Here is an 18,902-nt window from a genome sequence, read left to right as displayed (position 1 = left end):
GCCTCCTATCGTTCCAGCAGGACTTTCAGGTGGGCCAGCACGCTGCGGCCGAGCGCACTCAGGTTGTAGCCGCCTTCCAGGCAGCTGACGATGCGCCCCTGCGCGTACGTGCGCGCCACGTCGACAAGCTGGCCGGTGATCCACGCATAGTCCTGCTCCACCAGGCCCATCTGCCCCAGGTCGTCCTCGCGGTGCGCGTCAAAGCCAGCCGAAATGAACAGCATCTGCGGGCGAAACTCATGCAGGCGCGGCAGCCAGATGGTCTCGACCACCTCGCGCACGGCCATGCCGTTGGTGTAGGCCGGCAGCGGGATGTTCGCCATATTGGCCGCCAGGTGCTCGGTGCCGCTGTACGGATAGAACGGGTGCTGGAAGAAGCTGCACATCAGCACATGCTCGTCGCCGCGGAAGGCGGACTCGGTGCCGTTGCCGTGGTGGACATCGAAGTCGACGATGGCGACGCGTTCCAGCCCGTGAGCCTGCAGCGCGTGGCGTGCGGCAATGGCCACGTTGTTGAAGAAGCAGAAGCCCATGGCGCGGTCCGGCTCGGCATGGTGGCCGGGCGGGCGCACGCAGCAGAAAGCGTTCTCGAACTCGCCCGAGATCACCGCATCGGTCGCTGCCACCGCGGCGCCGGCGGCCAGCCTGGCCGCGCTCAGGGTGTGGGCGTTCATCGACGTATCCGGGTCGATCGGGTAGTAGCCGCTGGCTGGGCTGGCGCTTTCCAGCGAATCGACATAATTGGCCTGGTGCACGCGTTCGATCTGCTCGCGCGTGGCCGGCGTTGGCTCGCGGCGCTCCAGCAGCCCGTCCAGGCCGTGCGAAATCAGGTGATCCTCGATCGCCTGCAGGCGTTCCGGACACTCGGGATGGAAATGCCCCATCTCGTGCCGCTGGAACTCGGGGTGCGTGTAATAGCCTGTCGGCATCTCTTATCGTCGCTCGGTGGTCTCCATTCGCTACGTTAGCACAGCGCGGGCCTGGCCACCCAATGCGCGTCCTCGCGGCGGGCGCGCGGTTGAGCCTGCGGTTGAGCCTGCGGTTGAGCCTGCGGTTGGGCCGCGGTTGGGCCGCGGTTGGGCCGATTCCAGCGGGTTCGCGCCGGGCCGGTGCAGTGGCATCCGCTATACTCGGAGCGACTTGCAAAGGACACCATGACCGACACCCAGCGCTCACTGCGACGCCCCCTGCTGGGCGCCGCGCTTTCCGCTGCCGCACTCGGACTCTGCGGCCTCTCACCCAGTCTTCTCGCTGCCGGCAAGCGCCGCGTCAGCGTGCGTGAAGAAGAGATCGAACCCGGCCGCTACCGCGACAACCCGCAAACCCGCGCCTTTATCGATGAAATGGCGGCGCGCCATGGCTTCGACCGCGGCACGCTGAATGAGTGGTTCGGCCAGGCGGTCTATTCCTCGACGGTGGTGCGGCTGATCATGCCGCCCGCCACCACCGGACGCAAAAGCTGGCGCGCCTACCGCTCGCGCTTTATCGAGCCGATCCGCATCAACGCCGGCGTACGCTTCTGGCAGGACAACCGCAACACGCTGCGCCGCGCCGAGGCCGAATTCGGCGTGCCGGCCTCGGTGATCGTCGGCATCATTGGCGTGGAAACCATCTATGGCCGCGACATGGGCACGTTCCGCGTGCTCGATTCGCTGTCGACGCTGGCCTTCGACTACCCCGACACGCCGAACCGCGCCGCGCGCTCCACGCTGTTCCGCAACCAGCTGGCCGACTACCTGCTGTGGTGCCGCGATACGCGCACCGATGTGTACTCGGTGCTGGGCTCATATGCCGGCGCGATCGGCATCCCGCAGTTCATGCCGACCAGCCTGCGCGAATATGCCATCGACTACGATAACAACGGCCGCATCGACCTGCGCAACAGCCCGACCGATGCGATCGGCAGCGTAGGGCGCTTTCTGCAGTTGCACGGCTGGGAACCAGGCCGGCCGGTGGCATGGCGCATTGCCGGCGACAGCGGCAGCCTGGGCGTCGCCACCGCCGCGGCGGATGGCGAGCCGTGGCCGACGCGCACGCTCAACCAGCTGACCCGCGCCGGCCTGCGCGTCGACGAGCCCATCGACACGGCGCGCGAAGGCGAGACCGGCGTGCTGGTGGTCGACCTGCCCACGCCGGACCAGCCTACCGAGTACCTGCTGGGCCTGCGCAACTTCTATGTGCTGACGCGCTATAACCGCAGCTTCTTCTATGCGCTGGCGGTGTATCAGCTGGGTGAAGCCGTCAAGGCGGCGATGGGCTGAATTTGCAGCCTCCGGACGAAAAAAAGCCTCGCTTGCGCGAGGCTTTTTTGTCAGACGGCACCGCCCGGATCAGGCCGGGAACACGCCGGTCGACAGGTAGCGGTCGCCACGATCGCACACCACGAAGACGATGGTGGCGTTCTCCACTTCCTCGGCGATCCGCAACGCCACGCACAATGCGCCGGCCGCCGAGATGCCGCAGAAGATGCCCTCTTCAGCCGCCATGCGGCGTGCCATGTGCTCGGCATCGGCCTGGCTCACCGGCTCGGTGCGGTCGATATGCGCGGGATCATAGATCTTGGGCAGGTAGGCTTCCGGCCACTTGCGGATGCCGGGGATGCGAGAGCCTTCGGCCGGCTGGGCGCCGATGACCTGGATCGCCGGGTTCTGCTCTTTCAAATAGCGCGACACACCGGTGATGGTGCCGGTGGTGCCCATTGCCGAAACAAAATGGGTGACACGGCCGTCGGTGTCGCGCCAGATCTCGGGGCCGGTACCTTCATAGTGCGCTTGCGGGTTGTCCGGATTGGCGAACTGGTCGAGGATGACACCCTTGCCTTCGCGCTCCATCGCGTCCGCGAGGTCGCGGGCGTATTCCATGCCGCCCTTCACCGGGGTCAGGACGATCTCGGCACCGTAGGCTGCCATGCTCTGCCGGCGCTCCAGGCTCAGGTCCTCGGGCATGATCAGCACCATCCTGTAGCCGCGGATGGCAGCCGCCATGGCCAGCGCGATGCCGGTATTGCCCGAAGTCGCCTCGATCAGCGTATCGCCCGGCTTGATGCGGCCACGCGCCTCGGCGCGGGCAATCATCGAGACCGCCGGGCGGTCCTTGACCGAGCCGGCCGGGTTGTTGCCTTCCAGCTTGCCGAGAATCACATTGCCGCGCGCGTCGTTGGCGGCACCGGGAATGCGCTGCAGTCTGACCAGCGGCGTATTGCCGATGGTGTCTTCAATTGTCTTGTAGGCCATGGGGGAGAGGATGGGCGATGGTAGGTCAGGTTCGCCGGCCATTGTAATCCAGTCACCTTTCCCTCGCCGCCAGGCGGGAATTGCGCAAATGCGCCGTCCCCTTCCCCGCTTCCCCGCGCGACTCAGTCGGCCTCGTGGTTGCCATCGCCCAGCAGGTGGTACAGCAGCATGCAGCCAAAGGTAGCAGTGCCGATGCCGCCCAGTGTCATGCCGCCCAGCTTCAGCGTCAGGTCGCCCGCGGCCACCGTCAGCGTGGCGCCGACCGTGATCAGGTTGCGCGAGCTGGAGAAATCCACCTTGTTCTGCACCCAGATCCGGCCCGCGGTCGCGGCGATGAGGCCGAACACCACGATGGTCAGGCCGCCGATTACCGGTCCCGGGATGGTCAGGATCAGCGCACCGAACTTGGGCGAAAAGCCCAGCACGATGGCCACCGCCGCCGCCACCACGAAGATCAGCGTGGAGTAGATCTTGGTGACCGCCATCACACCCATGTTTTCGGCATAGGTGGTCACGCCGGTGCCGCCGCCGCTGGCCGACAGCATGGTCGCGATGCCGTCGCCGATAAACGCGCGGCCGATATACGGATCGAGATTGCGGCCCGTCATCACGCCAATGGCCTTGATGTGGCCGAGGTTCTCTGCCACCAGCACGATCGCCACCGGGGCGATCAGCAGCATGGCGCTGACCTCGAACACCGGTGTGGTGAACGCAGGCAGGCCGAACCAGCTGGCCGCGGCAACGCTGGAGAAGTCGATCGGCTTGCCCAGTCCCATCACGTTGGTGCCCACGTAGTAGGCAACGTACCCCACCAGCCCGCCGATCAGCACCGGCAGGCGGCCGAGCATGCCGGGCGCGCGCACCGCGACCAGGCCCACGGCCAGCACCGTCAGCAGGCCCACCCAGGTATCGAGCGAGGAGCCGCTGACCGCCTTGACCGCGACCGGTGCCAGGTTCAGCCCGATGGCCGCGACGATCGCGCCGGTGACCACCGGCGGCATCAGCTTTTCCACCCAGGCGTAGCCCACGGCCTGCACCACCAGGCCGATCACCGTGTAGAGCGCACCGGCTGCAATGATGCCGCCCAGTGCCACCGGGATATTGGGGTTGGGGCCGCTGCCGGCGTAGCCTGTGGCCGCGATCACCACCGCGATAAAGGCAAAGCTGGAACCGAGGTAGCTGGGCACCCGGCCGCGCACGCACAGAAAGAAGATCAGCGTGCCGATACCGGAAAACAGGATGGCGATATTGGGATTGAAGCCCATCAGGATCGGCGCGATGGCGGTCGAGCCGAACATCGCCACCACGTGCTGGATGCCGGCCAGCAGCGTCTGCCCGGCCGGCAGCCGTTCGTCGGGCCCGATTACCCCTTCGGTCTTGAGCCGCCAGTTCGGCAGGAAACCCGCGTCCTCGCCATTCGCCATGTGTTGTGCTCCCTGTGTCCGGGCGGGCCGCTCCGTCAGCGGCCGCCGCGATTGTGGTTGGTGATCAGCTGCCGACCGGCCGCATATTGCCGGTTGGCACGCGCGCGCGGCAGATCCTGCCGGCGCGGCGTCCGCATGATACTCCGCAGCCGGATGGCTGCGAAGCCGCACAGGTGTAGCACGAGACGTACCAGCAAGAACGAGCCCGGACGCATCCGGACCCGGCACAGGACCACAGGCTCCGCTTGCCGCTTCAGCGCGCTGCCTTGGCGGCGCCGGCTGGCGGTGCGGCAGCCGCCTTGGCAGGCTTGGCCGCGGTGGCCGCGGTGGCCGGCGCAGCGGCGACGGCGCCGAACACCAGTCCCCCTTCCTGCAACCTGGTCACGGACTTCGGCCCGACCCCGCTCACGCGCTCGGCAAGATCGGCGGCATCCTTGTACGGACCGCGCTTGTTGCGCTCATCGATGATGTTGCGTGCGGTGGCGGGGCCAACCCCCTTGACCGAAGTCAGCGCGGCCTCGTCGGCCGTATTGACGTCGATGGCGGCATGCGCCGCGCCGCCCGCGCACAGGCACATCGCAGCCAGCAGGAAAAAATGACGGACTTGTTGCCAGACCCAATGCTTGAACATGAAAGCTCCTTTGCTGTGGATGGTGTGAAGTACCACCCCGCCATCGCGGCGAGGCCAGCTCAGGATAGGTTCAGCGCGCCACGGCAGCGCATACGGCAACACAAGTTGACACCGGCGCACGAAAACGTGTCGGCCGGTCATTGGCATCGCGGTATTGCGGGGGCCAGCGTCAGCCGTTGCGCTCGATCAGCCAGCGGCAGTAGCGTGCCACGCCTTCCTCGACCGTCAGGAACCGCTCGGTGTAGCCGGCGCCGCGCAGCTTCGAGACATCGGACTGCGTAAAGCACTGGTATTTGCCGCGCAGCGCGTCCGGGAACTTGACGTACTCGACCAGGCCTTCCTGCGCCAGTTCTTCCAGCGACAGGCGCGGCTTGCCTTCCGCCTCGCGCAGCGTGTTGACCACGGTAACGGCGATATCGTTGAACGGCTGCGCCCGGCCGGTGCCCAGGTTGAAGATGCCGGATTTCTCCGGATGGTCCAGGAAGTACAGGTTGACCTTGACCACGTCCTCGACCGAGATGAAGTCGCGGCTCTGCATGCCCGGACCGTAGCCGCCGTACTCGCCGAACAGCTTCACGGTGCCGTCGGCGCGGAACTGGTTGAAATTGTGGAAGGCCACCGAGGCCATGCGGCCCTTGTGGTTCTCGCGCGGACCATACACGTTGAAATAGCGGAAGCCGACGACCTGCGACAGCGCCGACGGCAGCCTGCGCCGCACGATCTGGTCGAACAGGAACTTGGAGTAGCCGTACACGTTCAGCGGACGCTCGAACTCGCGGTCCTCGCGGAACACCTGCGAGGCGCCGTAGGTCGCGGCCGACGAGGCATAGAGGAACTGCGCGCCCTGCTCCAGGCAGCTCTCCATCAGCGACAGCGTGTAGCGGTAATTGTTCTCCATCATGTAGCGCCCGTCGCTCTCCATGGTGTCGGAGCAGGCACCTTCATGGAACACCGCGCGGACCTTGCCGAACTGCCCCTTGGCAAAGCGGTCGAGGAAGTCCTCCTTGTCCAGGTAGTCGGAGATCTCGCAGTCGACGAGATTGTGGAACTTGTCGGCGCGGGTCAGGTTGTCGACAGCGATGATGTTGGTCTCGCCCCGGTCGTTCAGGCCCTTGACGAGGTTGCTGCCGATAAAGCCGGCGGCGCCGGTCACGATGATGGTCATGGTCGCTTCAGTAATGGGCGCCGCGCGTCACGGGGCGGCGCCGAACAATTCGGGGTAGGTGACGACGGCGGTGCCGAGCTTGCCGACCACGATGCCGCCGGCGCGGTTGGCATGCTGCACGGCTTCCTTGAGCGGCACGCCGGCGCCGAGCATGGTGGCCAGGGTGGCGATCACGGTATCGCCGGCACCCGATACATCATAGACCTCGCGCGCCTGGGCCGAGACGTGCAGCACTTCGGCTTCCGTGTAGAGCGTCATGCCCTCTTCCGAGCGCGTCAGCAGCAGCGCTTCGAGCTGCAGCTCGCGGCGCAGGTTCTGCGCACGGATGGTAAGGTCGGCCTCGGTCTTCCAGGCGCCGACCACGGCACGCATCTCGGACCGGTTGGGGGTGATCAGCGTGGCGCCGCGGTAACGCGAGTAGTCGTCGCCCTTGGGGTCGATCAGCACCTTGCGGCCGGCCGCGCGGCCGGCATCGATCATGCGGGAGACGTGCGTCAGGCCGCCCTTGCCGTAATCGGACAGCACCAGCACCTGGTAGTCGTTGATCAGGCCCTGGAACCGGTCCTGTACCGCGGCCAGCACTTCGTGCGCCGGGGCGTTCTCGAAATCCACGCGCAGCAGCTGCTGCTGGTGGGCGACCACGCGCAGCTTGATGGTGGTGTTCAGCTTGGCATCGCGGTGCAGGTAGGGCTCGACGTGGCTCTCGGCCAGCAGCGCCTCCAGCGTGCGCGCCGGCTCGTCGTCGCCGACCACGCCCAGCATGCCCACGCGCGCGCCCAGCGCGGCGGCATTGCGCGCCACGTTGGCGGCGCCGCCCAGGCGCTCGTCGCTGCGCTTGACCTGCACCACCGGCACCGGGGCTTCCGGCGAGATGCGTTCGACGTCGCCAAACCAGTAGCGGTCCAGCATCATGTCGCCGACCACCAGGATATGGGACTGCCGGATCTGTTCCTGCGGGATGGTCTTGTTCATGAAGATCCTTGGGCGTTTGCGAGGCAGCCAGCGCCGCCTCGTCAGCATGTCAGTTGATCAGTCGTTGACCCATGCACGCTCTACTTGTTCGCGGAATCGTGCGCGGCCTGTTGTCCGGGCGGGGGTCCGGGCCGGACCGGACGGCCGATGGCGTGGTACTCGACGCCGCTCTCGACCATCGCCTGGGGCTCGTACAGGTTGCGCCCGTCGAAGATCACCGGCGTCTTCAGCCGCCGCTTGATCTGGCCGAAGTCCGGACTGCGGAATACCTTCCATTCGGTCACGATGACCAGCGCATCGGCGCCGTCCAGCGCATCCATCTGGTTGTCGTGGAAGCTGACGCGCGCCATGGCGTCCGGCAGGCCGGACAGGTCGGACTCCAGCGCGCGGCGCGCTTCTGCCATCGATACCGGGTCGTGCACACGCAGTGCCGCGCCGCGCGACACCAGTTCCCGCGCCAGGATCCGCGACGGCGCCTCGCGCATGTCGTCGGTATTGGGCTTGAAGGCCAGCCCCCAGACAGCAAAGGAGCGGCCGGCAAGGTCATCGCCGAAGCGGCGCACGATCTTCTCGCCCAGCACGCGCTTCTGCGCACCGTTGACCGCCTCCACCGCCTCGAGCACGCGCATCGGCTTGCCATGGTCGGCCGCGGTGCGCATCAGCGCCTGCACGTCCTTGGGAAAGCACGAACCGCCGTAACCCGCGCCAGCGTACAGGAAACTGTAGCCGATACGCGGATCCGAGCCGATACCCATGCGCACAAGTTCGATGTCGGCGCCGACCTCGTCGGCCAGGTTGGCCAGTTCGTTCATGAACGAGATGCGCGTGGCCAGCATCGAATTGGCGGCGTACTTGGTGAATTCGGCCGAACGCACATCCATGTAGAACGTGCGCTCATGGTGCCGGTTGAACGGCGCGTACAGCGTGCGCATGGTAGCCTGCGCATGACGGCCGGCGGCGTCCGCGTTGCAGCCCAGCACGATGCGGTCGGGGCGCATGAAGTCCTCGACCGCGGCGCCTTCCTTCAGGAACTCGGGGTTCGACACCACTGAAAATTGCAAGTCTTCCAGCCCGCGCGCGGCCAGTTCCTCGCGGATCGCGGCAGTGACGCGGTCGCCCGTGCCCACCGGCACGGTGGATTTGTCGACCACGACCTTGAAGCCCGTCATGTGCCGGCCGATATTGTGCGCCGCGGCCAGCACGTACTTCAGGTCGGCCGAGCCGTCTTCGTCCGGCGGCGTGCCGACGGCGATGAACTGCACGTCGGCATGCTCCACGCTGGCGGCGACGTCGGTGGAAAAAACCAGGCGGCCGGCGGCGCGGTTGCGCTGGATCAGCTCCTGCAGCCCCGGCTCGTAGATCGGCACGCCGCCCGCATTGAGCAGCGCGATCTTCTTTTCGTCCAGGTCGAGGCAGAACACATCGTTGCCCAGCTCCGCCAGGCAGGCGCCGGTGACGAGGCCGACATAGCCGCTGCCGATAATGGTGACTTTCATGGCTTCAGATCAGATTCTGTGGCGCTGCACGCCGGGCTCAGCCCAGCGTCTCGGAGCGCCGCGGCGCGTAGGTTTCCCAGCGGTTGCAGCCCGGGCATTGCCAGTAGAAAAGGCGGGCGCGGAATCCGCATTCGCGGCAGGTGTAGCGCGCGAGGTTGCGCGTGCGCGCCTGCAGCAGGTCGCGGATCGCGCCGGTTTCCTGCTCGCGGTCGCTGGCGACGTCCTCAGCGGGAGCATCGGCGCCCGCCGGTACTTCGGTCGAGATTGCAGCCGAGGTTGCGGCCGAGGTCGCGGCGGCCTGCGCCTCGAAATACTTCGTCAGCGCCAGCAGGGTGGGCTGGCGCCGCAGCTGCTCGCGCATCAGGCGCGCCGCGGCTTCGGGGCCATTCGTTTCCAGTTCGGCCTTGTAGGCGGTATCGAGCAGTTCCGGCGCAAGCTTGCCCTTGAGCAGGCCGTGCAGCCACTCCAGTGCCGTGCCTTCCTGCTGCAGGCTGGCATAGGCCTTGACCACGCGGTCGGCGACCAGCGGCAGATAAGAGGCGTCCTGTCGTTCGATGCCCAGCCAGTGGCCGAGCGCCGCGCGGGCGTCGCCGGCGGCAGCCGCCACGTCGCCCAGCAGGATGGGGGCACGCACATTGGCCGGATTTTCTTCGATGGCCTGGTTCAGCCACTTCACCGCATCCTCGGGACGCTTGCGCTGCAGCGCGTCCTGCGCCAGTTCGCAGCAGAACTGGGCAATCTGCAGGCTGTAGCTCTTCTGCTCCAGCGTCTGCAGCTCGCGCGCGGCGTCGATGGCCTTTTGCCACTCCTTCTCCACCTCATACAGTTCGAGCAGCACGCGCTTGGCCGAGGCCGCATACGGGCCGGACATCAGCCGGCGCAGCGACTCTTCGGCGCGATCGAGCAGCCCGGCGCGCAGGAAGTCCTGGCCAAGCTCGTAGAGCGCATGTTCCCGCTCCGGCTCCGGCAGGTCGGGACGGGTTGCCAGGTTCTGGTGCACGCGGATGGCGCGCTCGGTTTCGCCGCGGCGGCGGAACAGCGCGCCGAGGGCAAAGTGGAGTTCGGTGGTTTCGGGATCAAGGCGGGCCACCTCGATAAAGGCGTCGATGGCCTTGTCGGGTTGCTCGTTGAGCAGGAAATTGAGGCCCTTGAAATACGAACGCGGCAGCGCACCCTGCTCGCTGATGAGCTGCCGCACGTCGAAGCGCGCGGCCATCCAGCCGAGGCCAAAGACAAGTGGCAGCGCCAGCAGCCACCAGGTTTCAAACATCATGGATCAGACTTTCGGGCCGACTACGTTGTAAGGGACCGGCTTGGCGTCGCGCGGCGTGGCCGTGCTTGCAGCCGCCGGCTGCGGCGATGCGGATGCGGCGGCCGCCTGCACCTGCGTCAGCGCGCGGCGCAGCCTGGCGACCTCCATGCGCTGGCGCATCAGGCCAGGTGCCACCGAGGCCAGCGCCGCGACCGCGCCAAGCACGAAGGCGGCGAACAGGATCAGGATCAGCGGCGCGTGCCAGACGGCATTGAAGAACAGCTGCAGCGAAGCGTCGGCGGTATTGCGCAGCGCCAGCACGAACAGCAGCACGAATACGACGATACGGACGACCCAGGCGAACAGTTTCATGCAGGTAGGCAGCTTGGCAGCGTGACGTTTCAGGCAGCGCCAGCGCTTGCACGCGGGCTGGCAATGACCCCGGCATTGTAACGGAATCACTTCCTCGATTCGGTAACGCGGCGGTTACGGGAGGCTAACGCGCGCCACGCTGCGGGCGCTGACACGGATTGCGCGGCGATGCCTCACCTTCCGCGAGCAACGAAGGATCGGCGATGCTAAATAAAAAAAGCGCCTCGAAAGGCGCTTTTTTTATTTAGCAGACAACTGGGCAGGCAGACGATGCTCAGGAGCGGACCAGGTTCAGTCCGCCTTCGTGCAGCGCCGACGGCGCGGCGCCAGGGCTTGCCTTGCCCGGCACGGCCGGGGCCGCGCCGACGGAATGGCCGTTGCCATTGACGCCCGCAGGCGCCGGCTGGCTGCGGTCAACCCGTTCGCGCAACTCCTTGCCCGCCTTGAAGTGCGGTACCCGTTTTTCAGGCACCAGCACCCGTTCGCCGGACTTGGGATTGCGCCCCACGCGAGGCGGACGCTTGTTCAGACCAAAACTGCCGAATCCGCGGATCTCGATGCGATGGCCGTCGGCCAGCGCCTCGGACATCGCGTCGAGTATCGTTTTGACCGAGATGTCCGCATCCCGCAGCAGCAGCTGGGGAAAGCGGGCAGCCAGTTTTTCGACGAGCTCCGACTTGGTCATGGGCATTCGCGCAAGCGCGGGGGCCTGCGATTACTGGTTGTCCTGGCCGAGCTTGGCCTTCAGCAGGGCGCCGAGGTTGGTCGTGCCAGCCGTGCCGGTGTCAGCCTGGAACTTCTGCATCGCTTCTTGCTGCTCTGCGCTGTCCTTGGCCTTGATCGACAGGTTGATGTTGCGCGACTTGCGGTCGACATTCACCACCAGGGCGGTGATCTGCTCGCCTTCCTTCAGCACGTTGCGGGCGTCTTCCACGCGGTCAGCGGAGATTTCCGAAGCACGCAGGTAGCCTTCCACATCGTCAGCCAGCTGGACCACGGCGCCCTTGGCGTCAACCGCCTTGATGGTGCCGGTAACGATCGAGCCCTTGTCGTTGGCCGAGATGAAGTTGTTGAACGGATCGCCCGACAGCTGCTTGATGCCCAGCGAGATGCGTTCCTTGTCGACGTCGATGCCCAGGACCACGGCTTCGACTTCGTCGCCCTTCTTGTACTTGCGCACGGCCTCTTCGCCGGACTCTTGCCAGGACAGGTCGGACAGGTGCACCAGGCCGTCGATGCCGCCCGGCAGGCCGATGAACACGCCGAAGTCGGTGATCGACTTGATCTGGCCGCTCAGCTTGTCGCCCTTCTTCTGGTTGCGCGAGAAATCGTCCCACGGATTGGCCTTGCACTGCTTCATGCCCAGGCTGATACGACGCTTGTCTTCGTCGATATCCAGGACCATGACTTCCACTTCGTCGCCCAGCTGGACAACCTTGGACGGGGCCACGTTCTTGTTGGTCCAGTCCATTTCGGACACGTGCACCAGGCCTTCGATGCCGGCTTCGATCTCGACGAACGCGCCGTAGTCGGTCAGGTTGGTCACCTTGCCGAACAGGCGGGTGCCTTGCGGGTAGCGGCGCGAGATGCCGACCCACGGGTCTTCGCCCAGCTGCTTCACGCCCAGCGAGACGCGGTTCTTTTCCTGGTCGAACTTGAGGATCTTGGCGGTGATTTCCTGGCCAACCGACAGCACTTCGCTCGGGTGGCGGACACGGCGCCAGGCCAGGTCGGTGATGTGCAGCAGGCCGTCGATACCGCCCAGGTCAACGAACGCACCGTAGTCGGTGATGTTCTTGACGATACCGTTGACGATGGCGCCTTCCTTCAGGGTTTCCATCAGCTTCTGGCGCTCTTCGCCCAGCGTGGCTTCGACCACGGCACGGCGCGACAGCACAACGTTGTTGCGCTTGCGGTCCAGCTTGATGACCTTGAATTCCAGGGTCTTGCCTTCGTACGGGGTGGTGTCCTTGATCGGACGCACGTCGACCAGCGAGCCCGGCAGGAACGCGCGGATGCCGTTGACCATCACGGTCAGGCCGCCCTTGACCTTGCCGGTCACGGTACCCGAGATGATCTCGCCGTCTTCCAGCGCCTTCTCGAGGTTCAGCCACGATGCCAGGCGCTTGGCCTTGTCGCGGGAAAGGATGGTGTCGCCATAGCCGTTCTCGAGTGCGTCGATGGCCACGGAGACGTAGTCGCCGGCCTGCACTTCGAGTTCGCCCTGGTCGTTCAGGAACTCCTCCACCGGCACAAATGCCTCGGACTTGAGGCCGGCGTTGACGACCACGAAGTTGTGGTCGATGCGCACGACTTCAGCGGAGATCACTTCGCCAGCCTTCATATTGGAGCGGGCGATCGATTCCTCGAACAGTGCGGCAAAGGATTCGTTAGTTTGCAGGTCGGACATAAACGTAAGGTGAAATCCGCAGTACGCTGGCCGGCGCGACTATCGCGCTCAGTCTGCCAGTGCAGCGGGGTCAGGTTTGACAAAAGCCAGCGTCGGGCCGGTCAGGCATGTCCGGGCTGGCGCCATCCGGTGCGGGCGAGGTCCGTTCGCTTGTCATGCGCCCGATGCATTCATGCACCGGACCGCACAGCGGCAAACCACTCCAGCACCTGCGCCACTGCCTGATCCACCGTCATGTCGGAGGTATCGAGCAGCTTTGCATCCTCGGCGGGACGCAGCGGTGCGGCGGCACGGTTGCGATCCCGCGCGTCGCGCGCCTCGAGGTCACGCAAAAGGTCTTCGATATTAGCAGAAATTCCCTTATCAATCAATTGTTTATAGCGCCTGCGAGCACGCGCCTCGACACTTGCCGTCAGGAACACTTTCAGCTGGGCGTCCGGGAAGATCACGGTGCCCATATCACGGCCATCGGCGACCAGGCCGGGCAGCTTGCGGAAATCGCGCTGCAACTGGGTCAGCGCGTCGCGCACCGGCTGGTGCACGGCAATGGCCGAGGCGCGGTTGCCGATGGCCTCGGCCCGGATCGCCAGGCTGACTTCCTCTCCCTGCAGCCAGACCCGATCAGGGCCGAACTTCACTTCCAGGCGGGAGGCAACCTTTGCCAGGGTGTCCACGTCGGCCAGGTCAACGCCGGCGCGGTCGCTGGCCAACGCCACCAGCCGGTACAGGGCCCCGCTGTCGAGCAGGTGGAAGCCCACCGCATCGGCGACCTTGTGTGCCACCGTGCCCTTGCCCGAGGCGGTCGGCCCGTCAATGGTGATGACGTTGACGATAGTCATTGGTTATGAAACTCAAAGAAACGATTTATTGTTAATTCAACTGAGAATCATTATCATTTGATTCATGGTGCTTCGCGGCAATCGCGGCCAGCACGCTCCAGTTTTCAGTTGCGAGGCAATCTACCATGGCAAAAACCCTGACGTTCGGCATCATGCACCTCGGCATCGCTTTCAGCGTGACGTATGCGCTGACCGGCAGCCTCGCCATCAGCGGTGCCGTCACCTTCATCGAACCGGCCGTCAATACCGTGGCCCACTACTTCTTCGATCGCTACTGGGAACGGCGCGAGCGCCGCCAGGCTGCTGCCAGCGGCGAAGCAACCAGGACCCCAGCCACGACCGGCGACCTGGTCAGCGCGTAACGCCGGCAAACACGCTGAAGTAGTCCGGGAACGTCTTCGCCACGCAGCCCGGGTCGTTGATCCGCACCGGCAGCGGCCCGAATGCGGCCAGCGAGAAACACATCGCCATGCGATGGTCATCATAGGTGCCAATACCGTCGGCCGGGGTCTGCCAGGCGGGCGGCGGCGTCACACGCAGATAGTCCGCCCCTTCTTCCACGACTGCGCCGAGCTTGCGCAGTTCCGTTGCCATCGCCGCGATCCGGTCCGTTTCCTTGACGCGCCAGCTGGCGATATTGGTCAGCGTCGTGGTGCCTTCGGCAAACAGCGCCGCCACCGCCAGGGTCATGGCCGCATCCGGGATGTGGTTGCAGTCCAGTTCGATGCCGTGCAGGCGGCCGTCGTCGCGTTCCGTACCGCGCACTTCGATCCAGTTGTCGCCGGCCATGATGTTGGCGCCCATGCGGTTGAGCGCATCGGCGAAGCGAACGTCACCCTGGATGCTGGACATGCCCACACCCTCGACCCGCACCGGGCCACCGCCGATCGCGCCGGCCGCCAGGAAATACGATGCCGAGGAGGCATCGCCCTCCACATAGATCTCGCCGGGCGACGTGTAGGCCGCGCCGGCCGGCAGCACGAAGCGCTCCCAGCCGTGCCGCTCGACCTGGATGCCGAAGCGCGCCAGCAGGTTCAGCGTGATCTCGATATAGGGCTTGGAGATCAGCTCGCCCACCACCTCGATCTCGATCCGGCCGCTGTCGCTTTGCGCCATCGGCAGGCTCATCAGCAGCGCGGTCAGGAACTGGCTCGACACATCGCCGCGCACGCGGATCGGGGCGTCGATGCGGATGCTGGCCGGCTGGATATGCAGCGGCGGGAAGCCTTCATTGCCCAGGTAGTCGATCACCGCGCCGACCTGGCGCAGGCCGTCGACGAGGTCGCCGATCGGCCGCTCGTGCATGCGCGGCACGCCCGACAGCTTGTAGCTGCCGCCCTGCAGCGCCAGCGCGGCCGTCAGCGGGCGGATCGCCGTGCCGGCATTGCCCATGAACAGCTCCGCCGCCTTGTTCGGGAAATTCCCGCCGGCGCCGGTGACGATGTAGTCGGCGCCGTCCTGCCGCCATGCCACGCCCAGTGTGCGCAGCGCCTGCAGCATCACGCGGGTGTCGTCGGAGTCGAGCAGGTCGCGCACGCGGGTCTCGCCGCTTGCCAGTGCCGCCAGCAGCAGCACGCGGTTGGAGATGCTCTTCGAGCCCGGCAACCGCACGGTGCCGGTGGCGCGGGTCAGGGGGCCTAGCGTCAGGTGTTCCATGGTCTCGGTAGGCGCCGGGGCGCCGCGGTAAGGCAAATTCAGCAGTTGGCAGTTCCGTGGCGATGCGGCAGCCTGCCGCGCTCGCGCTGGCTTACGGTTCGATATCAGGGTTCGATATTGTTGTTGCCCGCGGCGCGTTCGGCGCCCCAGGCCAGCCGGGTCTTGCTGGCGCGCGTGAAGATGCGTTCGAGCGCGTCGCCGTCGCCCTTCTCGATCTGTGTCTTCAGGTGCGCGAGCACCGACTGGTAGGTATTGAGCTCACGCAGCAGCGCATCGCGGTTGGCTACGCAGATGTCACGCCACATTTCCGGCGACGACGCCGCGATGCGCGTGAAATCGCGGAAACCGCCGCCGGCGAAATCGAGCTTCAGCGCCGCGTCTTCGGCATTGGCCACCTGCGCCACCAGCGCGTACGACAGCACGTGCGGCAAGTGGCTGACTGCAGCGAACACCGCGTCATGCTGCACCGCCGACATCACGTGGCACTGCGCGCCGGCGTGTTCCCACATCGCGCGCACGGCCGCAACATCGTCGCGCGCATTTTCCTGCAGCGGGCACAACACGGTCTTCTTGCCGACATACAGGTCGGCGAGCGCGGCCTCGACGCCGTTGAGCTCGCGCCCGGCGATCGGATGCGCCGGCACGAACTGCGCGGCCTTGTCGCCCAGCGCGGTCTTGGCCGCCATGATCACGTCGGACTTGGTGCTGCCCGCATCGGTGACGATGGTGCCGGGCTCCAGGTGCGGCTCGAGCGCATGCAGCAGCGCGAAATTCTGCGCCACTGGCGCGCACAGCACGATCACGCTGGCGCCACGGGCGGCATCGGCCAGCGTCGCGGCCTCATCGATCACGCCACGGTCCAGCGCCTTCTGCAGCGACGCGGGCGAGCGGCCCACGCCGACCACCGTGCCCGCCACGCCGGCGCGCTTGAGCGCCAGCGCGAGCGAGCCGCCGATCAGGCCGACGCCGACAATGACAACACGGGAAAAATGCAAAGCACTCACGATTTCAGGCCCGACGGGCAGTGGCTCGGCCGGGCCGAGCGATAGCAAAAAGGCACGGCGCCGGGCACGGCGGCCCGGCGCGAAACGCCGCGATTGTAGCGGGGCTTACGCCAGCGCCCGCTCCAGTGCCGCAATGAAGGCCGCGTTTTCCTCGGGCAGGCCGATGGTCACGCGCAGCCAGCGCGGCAGGTTGTAGTTGCCCACCGGGCGCACGATCACGCCCTGCTTCAGCAGGGCCAGGTTGACGCGCGCACCGGCACCGTCGTCATCGCCGACGCGCACCAGCACGAAGTTGCCAAATGACGGCACGTATTCCAGCCCGAGGCGATCGAAGGCCTCCACCAGCTGCGCCTTGCCCGCGCGGTTCAGCTCCGCGCTGCGGCGCAGGAACTCGGCATCGCCCAGCGCGGCGATCGCCGCTGCCTGCGCCACGCTGTTGACATTGAACGGCTGGCGGATGCGGTTGAGCAGATCGGTCAGTGCCGGCTGCGCCACCGCATAGCCGATGCGCAGCCCCGCCAGGCCATACGCCTTGGAGAAGGTGCGCGACACCATCAGGTTGGGATAGCGGCGTACCCACTCGATCGAATCGTATTGCTGGTCGGCATCCAGGTATTCGTTGTAGGCCTCGTCCAGAACCACCACCACGTGCGGCGGCACCGCCTGCAGGAAGGCTTCGATCTGCACAGCCGGCAGGAAGGTGCCGGTGGGGTTGTTGGGGTTGGCGATAAAGACCAGCCGCGTATCCGGCGCGATCGCGGCGCCCATGGCATCGAGATCGTGGCCGTAGGCGCGCGCAGGGACTTCAATGGCCCGCGCGCCGATCTCCTGTGTCGCCAGCGCATAGACCGCGAACGAGTACTCGGCATAGACAATCGACTGGCCGGGCTCGACCAGCGCATGGGCTGCCAGCTCGAGGATATCGTTGCTGCCGTTGCCGAGCGTGAGCCAGTCCTCCGGCACGCCGAAACGCGCCGACAGCGCGGCCTTCAGCGCAAAGCAGTTCGAGTCCGGGTAGCGCCCAAGGTCTGTCACGGCGGCGGCAACGGCGCGCTGCGCCGACGCCGGCATGCCCAGCGGGTTCTCGTTGGAGGCGAGCTTGACGATGCCGGCCTCGTCCAGGCCGAACTCGCGCGCGACTTCGGAAATCGGCTTGCCGGCCACGTACGGCGAGATCGCCCGCACATAGTCCGGCCCGAACACCGTACCGCCCTGCTTACCCTGCTCTGCCATCTTGTCTCCTTGCTGCGTTCGCGCTGGCCTTACTTGCTCGACGGATACGAGCCCAGCACCTTCAGGTAGGCCGCGTTGCGGCGCAGTTCATCGATGGCACGCGCCACCGACGGTTCATGCTGGTGCCCTTCGACGTCGACGTAGAAGTAGTACTCCCAGGCACCGCTGCGCGCCGGACGCGATTCGAAGCGGCACATCGACACGCCGTTCTCGGCCAGCGGCGCGAGCAGCTGGTACACCGCGCCGGCCTTGTTCGGCACCGACAGGATCAGCGAGGTCTGGTCGCTGCCCGATGGCTCGGTCTCGTAGCGGCCGATCACGGCAAAACGGGTGCGGTTGTGCGGATCGTCCTGGATATGCGTGCGCACCAGGTGCAGGTGGTAGCGGTTGGCGGCGGTTTCGCCGGCGATCGCCGCGACGGTCGGATCCTCGCTGGCCATGCGCGCCGCTTCCGCATTGCTCGATACCGCCTGCCGCTCCAGGTGCGGATAGTTGGCGGTCAGCCAGTGCTGGCACTGCGCCAGCGCCTGCGCGTGCGCGCGCACCACGGTCACGCCCTGCATGTCGGGCGTCGATGCCATCAGGTTATGGTGCACCTTCAGCGCGATCTCGCCGCTGATCTTCAGCGACGTCTGCAGGAACAGGTCGAGCGTGCGCGACACCGCTCCCTCGGTCGAGTTCTCCACCGGCACCACGCCGTATTCGACGGTACCTGCCTCCACCGCGCGGAACACTTCGTCGATGCTGGGGCAAGGCACGCCGCTCACTTCATGGCCGAAGTGCGCATACAGCGCCTGCTCCGAGAACGTGCCGGCCGGGCCCAGGAAAGCGACTTCCAGCGGCTTCTCCAGCCCGCGGCAGGCGGACATCACCTCGCGCCAGATCGCGGCCACGCTCTCGCCTAGCAGCGGACCCGGGTTGGCGCCCTGCACCTTGCGGATGACCTGCAGCTCGCGCTCGGGGCGGAACACCGGCGCGCCGTACTTCTTCTTCACCTCGCCGACTGCGAGCGCGAGCTTGGCCCGATGGTTCAGCTTGGCCAGCAGTTCGCGGTCCACCGTGTCGATCTGCTCGCGCAAGGGCGCCAGCTCGACCGACAGATTGCGTTCGGCCTCGCTCTGGTGATTGCCGTTGGGCTGCGTCTCCTCGTGCGCAGGGGTGCTGTCTTGACTTGTCATTGTATGAATCCGGTGGGCCGCCGGGGCGCGGCGGCCG

At 66.3% G+C, this 18,902-nt stretch carries 18 protein-coding genes; 2 read left to right on the top strand and 16 right to left on the bottom strand.

The window, feature by feature from the left end; all coding sequences use genetic code 11:
• Positions 1-5: 5 nt before the first annotated feature.
• A complete protein-coding gene (locus JTE92_RS16095) occupies positions 6-929 on the bottom strand; it encodes a histone deacetylase family protein (RefSeq protein WP_063237088.1) in 924 nt (307 codons plus the stop codon).
• A 225-nt stretch (positions 930-1,154) separates the two neighbouring features.
• Here JTE92_RS16095 and mltB point away from each other — a divergent pair, with 225 nt between their 5' ends.
• On the top strand, positions 1,155-2,261 hold the full coding sequence (gene mltB / locus JTE92_RS16090) for a lytic murein transglycosylase B (RefSeq protein WP_063237087.1): 1,107 nt from the start codon (positions 1,155-1,157) through the stop codon (positions 2,259-2,261).
• 69 nt (positions 2,262-2,330) lie between these two features.
• Here mltB and cysM read toward each other — a convergent pair whose 3' ends face one another.
• The 11 genes from cysM to cmk form a co-directional block, all read right to left on the bottom strand.
• Positions 2,331-3,233 carry a cysteine synthase CysM gene (gene cysM, locus JTE92_RS16085; RefSeq protein WP_063237086.1) on the bottom strand — a complete coding sequence of 301 codons (903 nt, stop codon included), beginning with the start codon at positions 3,231-3,233 and terminating at the stop codon, positions 2,331-2,333.
• Positions 3,234-3,355: 122 nt separating this feature from the next.
• Positions 3,356-4,657 carry a solute carrier family 23 protein gene (locus tag JTE92_RS16080; RefSeq protein WP_063237085.1) on the bottom strand — a complete coding sequence of 434 codons (1,302 nt, stop codon included), beginning with the start codon at positions 4,655-4,657 and terminating at the stop codon, positions 3,356-3,358.
• Between the two features lie 253 nt (positions 4,658-4,910).
• On the bottom strand, positions 4,911-5,288 hold the full coding sequence (locus JTE92_RS16075; protein ID WP_063237083.1) for a ComEA family DNA-binding protein: 378 nt from the start codon (positions 5,286-5,288) through the stop codon (positions 4,911-4,913).
• A gap of 169 nt (positions 5,289-5,457) precedes the next feature.
• Positions 5,458-6,453, bottom strand: coding sequence for an ADP-glyceromanno-heptose 6-epimerase (gene rfaD, locus JTE92_RS16070; RefSeq protein WP_063237082.1), 996 nt, complete (start codon positions 6,451-6,453; stop codon positions 5,458-5,460).
• Between the two features lie 27 nt (positions 6,454-6,480).
• A complete protein-coding gene (gene rfaE1 / locus JTE92_RS16065) occupies positions 6,481-7,425 on the bottom strand; it encodes a D-glycero-beta-D-manno-heptose-7-phosphate kinase (protein WP_063237081.1) in 945 nt (314 codons plus the stop codon).
• A gap of 80 nt (positions 7,426-7,505) precedes the next feature.
• Entirely contained in the window at positions 7,506-8,921 is a 1,416-nt protein-coding gene (locus JTE92_RS16060; protein ID WP_063237080.1) for a UDP-glucose dehydrogenase family protein, read from the bottom strand.
• Positions 8,922-8,958: 37 nt separating this feature from the next.
• Entirely contained in the window at positions 8,959-10,194 is a 1,236-nt protein-coding gene (gene lapB, locus JTE92_RS16055) for a lipopolysaccharide assembly protein LapB (RefSeq protein WP_063237079.1), read from the bottom strand.
• Positions 10,195-10,197: 3 nt separating this feature from the next.
• Positions 10,198-10,545 carry a LapA family protein gene (locus tag JTE92_RS16050; RefSeq protein WP_063237078.1) on the bottom strand — a complete coding sequence of 116 codons (348 nt, stop codon included), beginning with the start codon at positions 10,543-10,545 and terminating at the stop codon, positions 10,198-10,200.
• A gap of 274 nt (positions 10,546-10,819) precedes the next feature.
• Positions 10,820-11,230 carry an integration host factor subunit beta gene (locus tag JTE92_RS16045; protein WP_063237189.1) on the bottom strand — a complete coding sequence of 137 codons (411 nt, stop codon included), beginning with the start codon at positions 11,228-11,230 and terminating at the stop codon, positions 10,820-10,822.
• 30 nt (positions 11,231-11,260) lie between these two features.
• On the bottom strand, positions 11,261-12,955 hold the full coding sequence (rpsA, locus tag JTE92_RS16040) for a 30S ribosomal protein S1 (RefSeq protein ID WP_063237077.1): 1,695 nt from the start codon (positions 12,953-12,955) through the stop codon (positions 11,261-11,263).
• A gap of 170 nt (positions 12,956-13,125) precedes the next feature.
• Positions 13,126-13,794 carry a (d)CMP kinase gene (gene cmk / locus JTE92_RS16035; RefSeq protein ID WP_063237076.1) on the bottom strand — a complete coding sequence of 223 codons (669 nt, stop codon included), beginning with the start codon at positions 13,792-13,794 and terminating at the stop codon, positions 13,126-13,128.
• Between the two features lie 125 nt (positions 13,795-13,919).
• Here cmk and JTE92_RS16030 point away from each other — a divergent pair, with 125 nt between their 5' ends.
• The gene (locus JTE92_RS16030; protein ID WP_063237075.1) at positions 13,920-14,156 is read left to right on the top strand and encodes a DUF2061 domain-containing protein; all 237 of its coding nucleotides are present in this window, start codon (positions 13,920-13,922) and stop codon (positions 14,154-14,156) included.
• Here the strand turns inward: JTE92_RS16030 and aroA are convergent.
• From aroA to pheA, 4 genes are all read right to left on the bottom strand, one after another.
• Positions 14,146-15,450 (bottom strand): 3-phosphoshikimate 1-carboxyvinyltransferase, encoded by a 1,305-nt coding sequence (gene aroA / locus JTE92_RS16025; RefSeq protein ID WP_063237074.1) that lies wholly within the window; start codon positions 15,448-15,450, stop codon positions 14,146-14,148. The genes JTE92_RS16030 and aroA overlap by 11 nt on opposite strands.
• Before the next feature lie 104 nt (positions 15,451-15,554).
• A complete protein-coding gene (locus tag JTE92_RS16020; RefSeq protein WP_116386757.1) occupies positions 15,555-16,454 on the bottom strand; it encodes a prephenate dehydrogenase in 900 nt (299 codons plus the stop codon).
• 105 nt (positions 16,455-16,559) lie between these two features.
• Positions 16,560-17,687, bottom strand: coding sequence for a histidinol-phosphate transaminase (gene hisC / locus JTE92_RS16015; protein ID WP_063237073.1), 1,128 nt, complete (start codon positions 17,685-17,687; stop codon positions 16,560-16,562).
• 29 nt (positions 17,688-17,716) lie between these two features.
• Positions 17,717-18,865: a prephenate dehydratase gene (gene pheA / locus JTE92_RS16010; protein WP_063237072.1), complete on the bottom strand. Its 1,149-nt coding sequence runs from the start codon at positions 18,863-18,865 to the stop codon at positions 17,717-17,719.
• Between the last annotated feature and the right edge of the window lie 37 nt (positions 18,866-18,902).

Origin of the sequence: Cupriavidus oxalaticus (assembly GCF_016894385.1) — a bacterium.
GTDB lineage: Bacteria > Pseudomonadota > Gammaproteobacteria > Burkholderiales > Burkholderiaceae > Cupriavidus > Cupriavidus oxalaticus.
This window is presented reverse-complemented; position numbering and strand designations above follow the sequence as displayed.

Excerpts from the sequence above, each read along its gene's own strand:
- cmk (WP_063237076.1), bottom strand. The coding sequence starts at position 13,794 with ATGACTATCGTCAACGTCATCACCATTGACGGGCCGACCGCCTCGGGC.
- rfaE1 (WP_063237081.1), bottom strand. The coding sequence starts at position 7,425 with ATGAACAAGACCATCCCGCAGGAACAGATCCGGCAGTCCCATATCCTG.
- aroA (WP_063237074.1), bottom strand. The coding sequence starts at position 15,450 with ATGGAACACCTGACGCTAGGCCCCCTGACCCGCGCCACCGGCACCGTG.
- rpsA (WP_063237077.1), bottom strand. The coding sequence starts at position 12,955 with ATGTCCGACCTGCAAACTAACGAATCCTTTGCCGCACTGTTCGAGGAA.
- pheA (WP_063237072.1), bottom strand. The coding sequence starts at position 18,865 with ATGACAAGTCAAGACAGCACCCCTGCGCACGAGGAGACGCAGCCCAAC.
- JTE92_RS16080 (WP_063237085.1), bottom strand. The coding sequence starts at position 4,657 with ATGGCGAATGGCGAGGACGCGGGTTTCCTGCCGAACTGGCGGCTCAAG.
- JTE92_RS16030 (WP_063237075.1), top strand. The coding sequence starts at position 13,920 with ATGGCAAAAACCCTGACGTTCGGCATCATGCACCTCGGCATCGCTTTC.
- rfaD (WP_063237082.1), bottom strand. The coding sequence starts at position 6,453 with ATGACCATCATCGTGACCGGCGCCGCCGGCTTTATCGGCAGCAACCTC.
- mltB (WP_063237087.1), top strand. The coding sequence starts at position 1,155 with ATGACCGACACCCAGCGCTCACTGCGACGCCCCCTGCTGGGCGCCGCG.
- JTE92_RS16060 (WP_063237080.1), bottom strand. The coding sequence starts at position 8,921 with ATGAAAGTCACCATTATCGGCAGCGGCTATGTCGGCCTCGTCACCGGC.
- hisC (WP_063237073.1), bottom strand. The coding sequence starts at position 17,687 with ATGGCAGAGCAGGGTAAGCAGGGCGGTACGGTGTTCGGGCCGGACTAT.
- JTE92_RS16075 (WP_063237083.1), bottom strand. The coding sequence starts at position 5,288 with ATGTTCAAGCATTGGGTCTGGCAACAAGTCCGTCATTTTTTCCTGCTG.
- cysM (WP_063237086.1), bottom strand. The coding sequence starts at position 3,233 with ATGGCCTACAAGACAATTGAAGACACCATCGGCAATACGCCGCTGGTC.
- JTE92_RS16045 (WP_063237189.1), bottom strand. The coding sequence starts at position 11,230 with ATGACCAAGTCGGAGCTCGTCGAAAAACTGGCTGCCCGCTTTCCCCAG.
- lapB (WP_063237079.1), bottom strand. The coding sequence starts at position 10,194 with ATGATGTTTGAAACCTGGTGGCTGCTGGCGCTGCCACTTGTCTTTGGC.
- JTE92_RS16095 (WP_063237088.1), bottom strand. The coding sequence starts at position 929 with ATGCCGACAGGCTATTACACGCACCCCGAGTTCCAGCGGCACGAGATG.
- JTE92_RS16050 (WP_063237078.1), bottom strand. The coding sequence starts at position 10,545 with ATGAAACTGTTCGCCTGGGTCGTCCGTATCGTCGTATTCGTGCTGCTG.